The organism is Roseivivax isoporae LMG 25204, assembly GCF_000521865.1.
GTDB classification, from domain to species: Bacteria; Pseudomonadota; Alphaproteobacteria; order Rhodobacterales; family Rhodobacteraceae; genus Roseivivax; species Roseivivax isoporae.
Window position 1 is genome coordinate 1 of the sequence record NZ_JAME01000060.1, and the last position, 11,412, is coordinate 11,412.

An 11,412-nucleotide genomic window follows, 5' to 3' on the forward strand; every position below is an offset into this window, starting at 1 on the left:
CGCCGCCGAGTGAGCGCTCACGCGCCCCGGGCGCGCTCCTCGGGCGAGAGCGCCGCCCACCACGCGGCGTAGCGCGAGTTCGCCGGGTGCCGGCCGCCCTCGTCGGGTGCGCCGTCGTCCCACCAGACCGGCCCGCGCTCCCCGAGCCGGCGCTTTGCCGCGTCGACCTCGGCCCGCGCGCGGGCCTCCTCCTCCGCGTCGGCCGCCTGCGCCACCGCGCGGCGCGCCCGCATCAGCGCCTTGACCGCCGCCCGGCGCGCGCTGTCGTCGAGCCGCGGATCGGTCTTCCGCCAGAGCCGTTCCCTGGCGACGAAGTAGCGCCCGTCGGGCGTCTCGGGATGCGCCTCACGCGCCATACCCGGCCCTCCGCCCCGGCTTCTTCTTGGCGCAAATATCCCCGCCGGAGGCTCCTGCCCCCGCCGCGCGCGCATCGGCCCGGCGCTTTGCGCTCACGCCGCGTCCTCGTCCCGCTCCGCGGCCTGCCGCGCCCAGAGACCGGCATAGCGGCCCTGCCGCGCCAGAAGCTCCGCGTGGCTGCCACTCTCGACCACCTGGCCCGCCTCGAGGACCACGATCCGGTCCGCGTCGGCGACGGTGGACAGCCGGTGCGCGATGGTCAGGACGCTGCGGCCCTCGGCGGCGCGGCGGAGCGCCTCCTGGATGCCCTGCTCGGTCTCGGTGTCGAGCGCGCTCGTCGCCTCGTCCAGCAGCAAGATCGGCGGATCCTTGAGCAGCGTGCGCGCGATGCCCACGCGCTGCTTCTCGCCGCCCGAGAGCTTGAGCCCGCGCTCGCCCACCTGAGTGTCGTAGCCGTCCGGCAGGCTCTCGATGAAATCGTGGATCTGCGCGGCGCGTGCGGCGCTCTCGATCTCGTCCTGGCGCGCGCCCTCGCGGCCATAGGCAATGTTGTAGCGGATCGTGTCGTTGAAGAGCACGGTGTCCTGCGGCACCACGCCGATCGCCGCGTGCAGGCTGGCCTGCGTCACGTCGCGCAGGTCCTGCCCGTCGATGCGGATCGCGCCCTCCTGCACGTCGTAGAACCGGAACAGGAGCCGCCCGACCGTGGACTTCCCCGACCCAGACGGGCCGACGAGCGCCACGCTCTGCCCCGCGCCGACGCGCAGCGATACGCCGCGCAGGATGGGCCGTTCGGGATCGTAGCCGAAATGCACGTTGTCGAGCACGACCTCGCCGCGCGAGACGCGCAGCGTCCCGGCGCCGGGACGGTCGGTGACCTCGCGCGGCTGCTCGAGAAGCTCGAACATCTCGCCCATGTCGGTCAGGCTCTGCCGGATCTCGCGGTAGACCGTCCCGAGGAAGTTGAGCGGCATGGTGATCTGGATCATGTAGGCATTGACCATCACGAAATCGCCCACGGTGAGCGCGCCGGACTGCACGCCCACCGCCGCCATCACCATCACCGCGACGAGGCCGCCGGTGATGAGCAGCGCCTGCCCGAAATTCAGGAAGGCAAGCGAGGTCGCGGTGCGCACCGCGGCGCGCTCGTAGGACTGCATCGCCCGGTCGTAGCGCGCCGCCTCGCGCGCCTCGGCGCCGAAATACTTCACCGTCTCGTAGTTCAGCAGGGAATCGATCGCCTTCTGGTTCGCGTCGGTGTCCTGGGCGTTCATCTCGCGCCGCAGCTTCACCCGCCATTCGGTCACCGCGAAGGTGAACCAGACGTAGAGCACGATGGTCAGCGCCACGACCACCAGGTACCACACGTCGAAGAGCACGAAGAGCACGACCGCGATCAGCACGAGCTCAAGGACCAGAGGCCCGATCGAGAACAGCAGGAACCGCAGGAGGAACTCGACCCCCTTCACGCCCCGCTCGATGATGCGGCTGAGCCCGCCGGTGCGCCGCGTCAGGTGGTAGCGCAGCGACAGGTGGTGGATGTGGGTGAAGGTCTCGAGCGCGAGGCGTCGCAGCGCCCGCTGGCCCACCCGCGCGAAGATGCCGTCGCGCAGCTGCTGGAAGCCCGAATTCATCAGCCGCGCCATGCCGTAGGCCAGCGTCAGGCCGACCGCGCCCGCGCCGAGCGCCCAGGCCGGCGTCATCTCGCCGGTGCTCAGCGCGTCCACCGCGGCCTTGTAGAAGAGCGGCGTGCCGACCGCGACCAGCTTCGCGATCACGAGGAGCAGCACCGCCAGCACCACGCGCCGCTTCACCCAGGACTGGCCCTCGGGCCAGAGATAGGGCGCGACCTTGCGGATGGTCCGGAGGCCCGAGCGGCGCTCCTCGCGCGCGATCTCGCGGGTCCGGGATGCGGTGGCGGCGTCGGGCGGCATGGCCCCTCCCTGCTGGCGGTCCGGCACCCGGCATAGGCCCACGCGCGCGGAAAGGCCAGCCGCGGCGCGGGGGGACACCGCGGGCGGCCCGCGTCCCCGCGCGGCGCCCGTCCGGAGCCTAGAGCGCGCGCGCCGTGATGGCGTAGCGGAACGTGTCGGGCGCGAGCGGATCGAGCGCCTCGCCCCCGATCTCGGCCTGCGGGTACATCAGGAATGGCACGGGGTCCTGCCGGGCGCCCGGCAGCGCCACGTCATGGGCGAAGTTGTAGCCCACCCAGTTGCCTTCCCACGCGCCGAAGAGCGCGGCCCGCGCCGCCGCCACCTTGGGGTCATCGAGCCCGAGGTCGCCGGGGGGTTCCTCCAGCATCACCTTGCGCACGTCGGCGGGATCGGCCGGCACCCAGCCATGGGCCTCGAGCCACACCTCGGCGCGGCAATGCTGCGCCTTCGTGACGTCCGGCGATCCGGCCCCGAGGCTCTTGTAGCCGAAGGACGACGGCGCGACGCGGATGCCGTAGACGTCCCGCGCGGGCAGGTCCGCCGCGCGCGCGAGCCCGACGAAGAGCGCGTTGAGGTCGGCGCACTTGCCCGTCAGGTCGCCCATGGCCAGCATCGAGGCCACGTCGCCGAGCCCGCAGCCGCGGGTCTCGGGGTTGCGGGCAGTGTTCTCGACGATCCAGTCGTAGATCGCGCGCGCCTTGTCGGCGTCGCCCTCGAGGCCCGCGGTGATCCGTGCCGCAGTCTCGGCGACGATGCCGTCCGTCGGGATGAGGTCGGTGGGCGCGGTGTAGAGCGCGCGCGCCGACGGCGCGAGCGGCGCCACCTCGCGAACCACGCCGAAATCGGTGGCGCGATCACGTGTCGCGACGCCCGCATCGAGGCTCAGCGTGCGGTCGGCCGCCTCCGAGGCCCCCCAGCGCGCCCGCAGGAAGCGCGCGCCGTGCACCGGGTCGACCATGAACTCCGCCTCGTCGGCGTTGCCGGTCCAGGCGGCCTCGCCCGCGCGCATCCAGCCCGGCTCGTCGACCGAGGGCACCGGAAGCCAGACCTGCGCCTCGGCGCCCGGGGCGAGCGTGACATCGGTGGTGATCCGGAACTGCCGCCAGTCGCCGGGCCGGGGGTCGAGCGCCGCGCGCGCCCCGCGCGGCCATGCGGCCAGGGCGGCCGCGGCCACGCCCATGCCGAGGAAGGTCCGTCTGTCGGTCATCGTCCGGTCGCACTCCGTTCAGCGGGTCGGAAGGATGCGCCCGCCCTAGAGCGGCCGGGCGCGGCTGGCAAGACGGTGGGCGCCGGTCAGAGCGCGGTCCAGCCGCCGTCCACGCTGATCGTGGTCCCGGTGATCTGCACGGCGGCATCCGAACACAGGAACACGGCGGTACCGCCGATCTGTTCCACCGTGGCGAATTCCTTGGAGGGCTGGCGTTCCAGGATGACCTTCTCCTTCACCTCCTCCTCGGTCATGTCGTACTTCTTCGCGGTGTCGGGGATCTGCGCCTCGACGAGCGGGGTCAGCACGTAGCCCGGGCAGATGGCGTTCGCGGTGATCGGCTCCTTCGCGGTCTCGAGCGCGACGGTCTTGGTCATGCCGACGATGCCGTGCTTGGCCGAGATGTAGGCGGACTTGTAGGGCGAGGCGGTCAGCCCGTGCGCCGAGGCGATGTTGATCACCCGCCCCCAGCCAGCCTTGCGCATCATCGGCAGCGCCGCCGCGGTGGTGTGAAACGCCGAGGTGAGGTTGATCGCGATGATCGCGTCCCACTTGTCGACGGGGAAGTCCTCGATCGGCGCCACGTGCTGGATGCCCGCGTTGTTGACGAGGATGTCGCAGCGCCCGGCCGTCTCGATCAGCGCCCTGCAATCCGCGCCCTTGGACATGTCGGCCTGGATGTAGCGCGCCGATACGCCGAATTCCGCCGCCAGCTCCTCTGCCAGCTTGTGATCCTCGTCGCGGTCGGTGAAGGAGTTCAGGACGACATCGGCGCCGGCACGCGCCATCTCGCGCGCCACCCCGAGGCCGATGCCCGAATTCGATCCGGTGACGATTGCGGTCTTGCCCTTGAGCGACATGGAAAGCTCCCTTTGTGCAGCCGCGGCAAGCTTCGCTGCATGGCGGCGAAAGCGCAAGCCCGGCGCGGATCAGGGAGGGGCGCAGCCCGAAGCGCAAAAAAAACGCCGGCACGAGGCCGGCGTTCAGTTATTGAGGCAGGTTTCATACAGGCAAGAAACCTATCGAGCAGTACGTCGAACATAGACCCATCACATCAGGAAGCCAAGCTAAAAGTTTGATCGGGCACGACGGTCCCGGTAGAGACGTGGCAGAACAAAACAAGGGCAGACGGAGAGTGTCGTGCAGATGACGAAGGCTTGTTTCCACCGCCTGAGGCGCGGCGTGGCCGTCGGGGCCTTCGTCGCGGCGGCCGCCGCGGCGGGTGCGGACCCGCAGCACGGAATCGCCATGTACGGCGAGCCGGCCCTGCCCCCAGACTTCGAGTCGCTGCCCTACGCGAACCCCGACGCCCCCAAGGGCGGGCGCATCGTGGTGGGCGAGGTCGGCAGCTTCGACAGCCTCAACCCCCATATTCTGAAGGGCACGCCGCCCTGGCAGCTGCGCTTTCTGGCCTATGAAAGCCTGATGGGCCGAAACTACGACGAACCTTTCGGGCTCTACGGGCTGCTGGCCGAATCGATCGAGGTGGGCCCCGACCGGTCCTGGGTCGAGTTCACCCTGCGCCCCGAAGCGCGGTTCTCGGACGGCAGCCCGGTGACGGTCGAGGACGTCATGTGGTCCTACGAGACGCTCGGGACGGTCGGCCACCCGCGCTATCTGTCCACCTGGGACCAGGTCGCCTCGATGGAACAGACGGGCCCCGGCAAGGTCCGCTTCACGTTCTCCGAGGACAACCCGGAACTGGCGCTGCTGATCGGGATGCGGCCCATCCTGAAGAAGGCGCAGTGGGACGGGCGCGATTTCGGCGAATCAGGCCTCGACGTGATCCCGGTCACCACGGCGCCCTACGTCATCTCGGACTTCGAGCCCGGACGCTCCGTCACGCTGACCCGCGATGCCGATTACTGGGGGCGCGACCTGCCCTTCATGCGCGGCCAGGCGAACCTCGACGAGATCCGGATGGAGTTCTACGGCGACGCGCAGGTGCTGTTCGAGGCGTTCAAGTCCGGTCAGATCACGTCGCTGCGCGAGACGAACGCCGAGAAATGGGAAACGCAGTACGATTTCCCGGCCGTGCAGCGCGGCGACATCGTGCTGTCCGAGATCCCGCATGAGCGCCCGTCGGGCATCACCGGCTTCGTGATGAACACGCGCCGCGACGCCTTCGACGACTGGCGGGTGCGGGACGCGATGCTGCACGCCTTCAACTTCGAGTTCATCAACGGCACGATGACCGGCGGTCGGCAGCCGCGTATCACGTCGTATTTCTCGAACTCGATGCTCGGAATGGACCACGGCGCGGCCGAGGGGCGCGTGCGCGAGCTGCTCGAGCCCCATGCCGACGACCTCCTGCCCGGCGCGCTCGACGGCTACGCCCTTCCCGAGGGCGACGGCACGGCGCGCAACCGCTCGAACCTGCGCATCGCCATGGCGCGCATGGAGGAGGCCGGCTACACCGTCGAGAACGGCGTGATGATGACGCCCGAGGGCGTGCCCTTCGGCTTCGACATCCTGCTGCCGCAGGGCAGCCCGGAGGCCGCGTCGATGATCGACCTCTTCGCGCAGGCGCTGAAGCGCATGGGCATCACGCCGCGCATCACGCTCGTCGACAGCGCGCAGTTCAACGAGCGCACCAACACCTTCGACTTCGACATGACGTGGTACACCCGCGGCCTGTCGCTGTCCCCCGGCAACGAGCAGAAGCTCTACTGGGGGTCGGAAGCCGCGGACGCGCCCGGCTCGCGCAATCTCATGGGCGCGAAATCCCCCGCGATCGACGCCATGATCGACGCGATCCTCGGGTCAGAGACGAACGACGATTTCGTGGCGGCGACCCGCGCGCTCGACCGCGCGCTGACGACGGGGCGCTACGTGATCCCGGTCTACCAGTTCCAGGAGAGCCGCATCGCCCACGTGAAGGAGTTGCGCTATCCCGAGACGCTGCCCATCTACGGCGATTTCATCAACTTCCACCCCGACGTGTGGTGGTGGGAGGAGACGCCCGAGTGACGCGCCGCCGCCCGCCCGGACCTGATGCCGGGCGGGCGGGCCGCCGTCAGTTCGAGATGAGGTCCGGCACGATCGTCACGATGCCCGGGAAGAACCACAGGATCAGCAGGCCCAGCACCTGGATCAGGACGAAGGGCACGACGCCGCGGTAGATGTGCCCGGTCGTGACCGAGGCCGGCGCGACGCCCCGCAGGTAGAACAGCGCGAAGCCGAAGGGCGGCGTCAGGAAAGAGGTCTGCAGGTTCACCGCGATCATGATGGTGACCCATTTCGGGTCGAACGCGCCGCCGTAGATCACCGGGCCCACGATCGGCACCACGATGTAGATGATCTCGAGGAAGTCCAGAACGAAGCCCAGCACGAACAGCACGAGCATGACGATCAGGAAGACCTTGAATTCGTTGTCGAAGCTCTGAAGGAATTGCTGGATGTAGTGTTCGCCCCCGAACGAGATCACCACGAGGTTCAGAAGCTGCGAGGCCACGAGGATGGTGAACACCATGGACGTGACCTTGGCGGTCTCGCGCACCGCGGGCGTGAGCACGCCCGAGGCGAAGAGCACCCAGCAGGAGTAGAGCAGCCCGAACAGCGCGAAGAGGAAGGCGCCGTAGGCCACGAGGAACGCGATCCACGTCTCGAAGCGCACCTCGGACACGTTCACGCGCAGGTCGAAGTTCACGCCGATGAGGATCATCAGGACGAGCGCCAGCGTGGACCACGTGACGATCCACGGGTCGCGGCCCTGCTCGCGCAGCTTGCGGTAGGCGGCGAGCACGATCGCCCCCGCCGCGCCGAGGGCCGCCGCGGGCGTCGGATTGGTGATCCCGCCGAGGATCGAGCCAAGCACCGCGACGATCAGCACGAGCGGCGGAAAGACCACCCGGATGAGGTCGTTGCGCCCCATCCGAATGGCGGCGTGGCGACAGCCGTAGAACGCGATGGCGAGCGGCAGCGCGATCCAGAGCACCGTCGCCCCGGCCGAGGTGGACGGCCCGAGGATCAGCACGTCGACCGCGAGCAGCAGGAGCACGCCCACCGCGCCCGCGATCAGCGGCCGCGGGTCCGCACTCGGCGCCACGCCGCGCCCGAGCGACAGCACGAGCCCGATCATGATGGCGAATGCGGCGATGCCGCCGCCGATGGGCGCCGCGTCCGCGATCTGCTGCGCCCGCGCCGCCTCGATCTCCTCGGGCGTCAGGCGGTGCACTTCCTCGACGCCGCCCGCGGCGTCGATCGCGGCCTGCTCCTCGACCGCGCGATCCCACGCGGCCTGGCCGTGCAGGTCGATCATGGACGCCTGGCATTCCTCGGACACGTTGGTGCGCAGCGACGCGGTCTGGCCGGCGGCGGAAAAGCTGCTGACATCGGTGGACTGGCTGCCGATCAGGTTGACCTGCCCCATGAGCAGCGCGCCCGCCAGGATGCCCACCGGCACGAAGAGGTACCAGGTCAGCGCCTCGCTGCGCGTCACCACCTCGCCGCGGGTGGAGCCGAGCGAGACCGGCGGCGCCTTCGACGGGTTCAGGAGCGCGAAGCCGAACGCGTAGATCGCGTAGAGCAGAGCCAGCAGGATGCCGGGAAGAAGCGCCGCCTGGAACAGCGTGCCGACCGAAACGACGGCCGGTTCCCCGAGGAAGGTCAGCGCGTCGGTGCAGCCCGCGAGCTGCGCGCGGGTCTCCTGGCTCGCGGCGTAGAGGTCGCCCGCGAGCGTGCCGAGAAGCACGATCACGATCGACGGCGGGATGATCTGGCCGAGCGTGCCCGACGCGGCGATGACGCCGGTGGACAGCTCGGGCGAATAGCCCGCCCGCAGCATCGTGGGCAGCGCGAGGAGCCCCATGGTCACCACCGTCGCGCCGACGATGCCGGTCGACGCCGCGAGGAAGGCCCCCACCACCACGATCGACACGGCGAGCCCGCCCGGGAGCGGGCCGAAGACACGCGCCATGGTGGTCAGGAGGTCGTTCGCGATCTTCGAGCGCTCGAGCACGATGCCCATGAGCACGAACATCAGCACCGCGAGCAGCGTCTCGATGGACGGGCCTGCCAGAACGCGCTCGTTGATGCGGTTGGTGATGAACGACACGTTGCGGTCGAGCGCCGTCTGCCAGCCGTTCTCGAACAGCGCCTCCCCGACCCGCGGCAGGTCGGGATACCGGAAGATGGTGATCGTCTCGGACCGGATGCCCTGCCCGACCAGCGCCGAGTAGGCCTCGGACGAGCGGTCGATGGCCTGGTGGATCAGGAGCCCCGCGCTGTCGAGGACCGCGATGATCGCGAAGGAGATGACGGCGGCGCCGCCGATGGCGAACGCGACCGGAAACCCCGAAAGGATCGCCGCGAACAGCGTGACGAAGACGATGATGAGCCCCAGCTCTACGCCATCAAGTCCGAACAGCATTTTCCGTCCCCGCCGGTCAGATTTCCGCGTGCTGGTGACCGCCGGTATCCGGCGCGTCCAGCACGTCCTTGTCGAGATACTTGTCCTCGCTCTCGGGTCCTTCCTTCCACTCGAGATACGAGCGGAAGAAGAATGCCCAGGCATGGAGGAAGATGAGGCCCGTCATCGCCACGAGCAGCACCTTGAAGAGGAAGTAGGCCGTGAACCCGTTGGGGCTGAAGCCGATGGTCTCCACGTTCCAGCGCAGCGCCCGCGCCTTCATCAGGAGCCGCTCCAGCGGCTCCGAGGCGGAGGGGTTGGGCACGATCAGGTGCCGCCAGAGGAAGAACCAGGAATACATCCAGATCAGCACCGCCAGAGGCAGCATGAAGAGCATCGACCCGGCCATGTCGATCACCCGCTTGGTGCGGAAGCTCACGGCGGAATAGACGAGGTCCACCCGCACGTGGCCCTTCTGCACGAAGGTGTAGGACAGGCAGAGCGCCACGATCATCGCGTTGTAGAGCTTGAGCTCCTCGGACCACCACGAGATGTCGAACTCGATCGGGATGCCGAGCCCGAGGGAGATCGACGAGCGCGCGAAGATCCGCTGCATGAAGACGATGATGACCTGCTGGAGCACCATGATCAGGCCGAACCACGCGACCACGCGGCCGAGCGTGTTGGCGAAGCCCTCGAGCCCGCGCACCACCCCCCACAGGAAGCGGTTGTTGTAGAAGCCCGCGATGGCGATCACGAGGAACGTGGTGAAGGCCACGAAGAAGAACTCGACCGAGCCGCCGTAATAGACGACCCGCATGATCGCCTCGCTGTTCGACCAGTCGAGCCAGAGCCCGGGATGGGTGATCGCGTAGCCGACGTGCCAGAACGCCAGCGCGATGTTCCTGATGACGAACCACACCCCTTCGAAGAGCCAGAAGCCCTGCGTCGCACCGTCCTCTTCCATGTGCCCTCGACCTGTCTGAACACGACGTGCATCCGCGCGCGGATGCGCCCGGGCGGCGCCCCTCGCGGGACGCCGCCCTTCCGATCATATCACAAGATCAGACGCCGATGATGCGGTTGCGCTGCTGGCTGAACGCGCCCTCGGAGCGCTGGATCCAGCCGGCGGAGTCGCGCATCGATGCCTGGTAGCTGTCGAAGATCTTCTTGTAGAGCTCGTCACCCATGTACTGCTGGTAGACCTCGGTCGCGGCGGTGCCGAAGGCGTCCCAGATCTCGTCCGAGAATTCCCGCACGGTCACGCCCGAGCTCTGCAGGCGCTGCAGCGCGGAGGCGTTGTTCTTCATGAAGATCGCCAGCGTCCAGTTGTTCGACGCGGTGGCCACCTGCTCGACGACCGCCTGGTGGGCAGGCGACAGGCTTTCCCAGACCTCGAGGTTCACGGCCAGCGACAGGCCCGGCCCCGGCTCGTGGAAGCCCGCGGTGTAATAGATCTTGGTGATCTCCTGGAATCCCGCCTTCTCGTCGGCCCAGGGACCGATCCACTCGGTACCGTCGATCGCGCCGGAAGCGAGCGCCTGGTACACCTCGCCGCCGGGCAGGTTCTGGACGCTCGCGCCGAGCTTGCCCAGCACCTCGCCACCCTGGCCAGGCATGCGGAACTTCAGGCCGTTGAAGTCCTCGGGGCTGTTCATCTCGCGCCGGAACCAGCCGCCCGACTGGGGCCCGGTATTGCCGGCGAGGAACGATTTCAGGCCGAAGATCTGGCCGAGCTCGTTGTGCAGCTCGAACCCGCCGTCATGGTAGTACCAGTTGTTCAGCTCCTGCGCGGTCATGCCGAAGGGCAGCGAGGCGAAGAACTGGTAGGCCGGGTGCTGGTTGACGAAGTAGTAGTCGACGCCGTGGTACATGTCGGCCTGGCCGGCCGAGACCGCGTCGAACACCTCGAATGCGCCCACCAGTTCGCCCGCCGCCTTGAGGTCGACCGTCAACTGGCCGTCTGTCGCCGCGGTGATGGCGTCGGCGCAGTACTGCGCGCTGTCGTGCACCCCCGCAAGGCCGCGGCCCCACGTGGTGACGAGCGTCAGGGTGCGGTTGCCCTGCGCGTAGGCCGGTGCCGCCAGCGTCGATGCGGCCGCGGCGGTTCCCCCCACCGCGGACGTCCTGAGAAACGAACGACGATCCATGCATGTCCTCCCTGTTTTTTCTTGCGCGGGCCCCTGTCGGATCCCTGCCCGCGCGGATCGCAAGTGCCCGGACCGTATCGCCGGATTCGCGTTAGCGGAAGCGTAAATGCTGTTGAAACGCGAAGAAAAACCCGGCCCCTACGTAAAGCCGGGCCGGGCGCCCGCGGACTCGGGGCGCGGCACTGTCGGACTCGGGGCGCGGCACTGTCGCCGCACCGTCACGGCTGTGGGCAAGGACTCGTTCGGCAATCCAGAGTTGATTGGATCGCCCGGCGAAACGTGCTTGTCTGATCCCGACCCGGGGACGCCCGGAGGACGTTACGTACAGAGAGGATGCCGCCGTGGCCGACGTTCCGAACCCATCCGCCGCCGCGATCGGTGCCGCAATCTCTCTCGCGCTGGCGCTGCCGGCCG

8 protein-coding genes are annotated in these 11,412 nt (G+C 68.9%); 1 reads left to right on the forward strand and 7 read right to left on the reverse strand.

Annotated elements, in window-relative coordinates:
• Positions 1 to 17: 17 nt before the first annotated feature.
• From RISW2_RS21530 to RISW2_RS21545, 4 genes are all read right to left on the reverse strand, one after another.
• On the reverse strand, positions 18 to 356 hold the full coding sequence (locus tag RISW2_RS21530) for a hypothetical protein (protein WP_043774962.1): 339 nt from the start codon (positions 354 to 356) through the stop codon (positions 18 to 20).
• A 93-nt stretch (positions 357 to 449) separates the two neighbouring features.
• Positions 450 to 2,291 (reverse strand): ABCB family ABC transporter ATP-binding protein/permease, encoded by a 1,842-nt coding sequence (locus RISW2_RS21535; protein WP_043774965.1) that lies wholly within the window; start codon positions 2,289 to 2,291, stop codon positions 450 to 452.
• Between the two features lie 118 nt (positions 2,292 to 2,409).
• The gene (locus RISW2_RS21540; RefSeq protein ID WP_043774967.1) at positions 2,410 to 3,498 is read right to left on the reverse strand and encodes a transglutaminase-like domain-containing protein; all 1,089 of its coding nucleotides are present in this window, start codon (positions 3,496 to 3,498) and stop codon (positions 2,410 to 2,412) included.
• 86 nt (positions 3,499 to 3,584) lie between these two features.
• Complete coding sequence (locus RISW2_RS21545; protein WP_043774969.1) at positions 3,585 to 4,358, reverse strand: 3-hydroxybutyrate dehydrogenase; 774 nt, start codon at positions 4,356 to 4,358, stop codon at positions 3,585 to 3,587.
• 286 nt (positions 4,359 to 4,644) lie between these two features.
• Here RISW2_RS21545 and RISW2_RS21550 point away from each other — a divergent pair, with 286 nt between their 5' ends.
• Positions 4,645 to 6,468 (forward strand): extracellular solute-binding protein, encoded by a 1,824-nt coding sequence (locus RISW2_RS21550; protein WP_043774978.1) that lies wholly within the window; start codon positions 4,645 to 4,647, stop codon positions 6,466 to 6,468.
• Between the two features lie 46 nt (positions 6,469 to 6,514).
• Here RISW2_RS21550 and RISW2_RS21555 read toward each other — a convergent pair whose 3' ends face one another.
• The 3 genes from RISW2_RS21555 to RISW2_RS21565 all read right to left on the reverse strand — a co-directional run bounded on the left by RISW2_RS21555 (position 6,515) and on the right by RISW2_RS21565 (position 10,998).
• Positions 6,515 to 8,869 (reverse strand): TRAP transporter large permease, encoded by a 2,355-nt coding sequence (locus tag RISW2_RS21555; protein WP_043774971.1) that lies wholly within the window; start codon positions 8,867 to 8,869, stop codon positions 6,515 to 6,517.
• Positions 8,870 to 8,885: 16 nt separating this feature from the next.
• Positions 8,886 to 9,815 (reverse strand): TRAP transporter small permease subunit, encoded by a 930-nt coding sequence (locus RISW2_RS21560; protein ID WP_043774974.1) that lies wholly within the window; start codon positions 9,813 to 9,815, stop codon positions 8,886 to 8,888.
• A 97-nt stretch (positions 9,816 to 9,912) separates the two neighbouring features.
• Positions 9,913 to 10,998 carry a TRAP transporter substrate-binding protein gene (locus RISW2_RS21565; protein WP_043774976.1) on the reverse strand — a complete coding sequence of 362 codons (1,086 nt, stop codon included), beginning with the start codon at positions 10,996 to 10,998 and terminating at the stop codon, positions 9,913 to 9,915.
• Positions 10,999 to 11,412 lie beyond the last annotated feature (414 nt).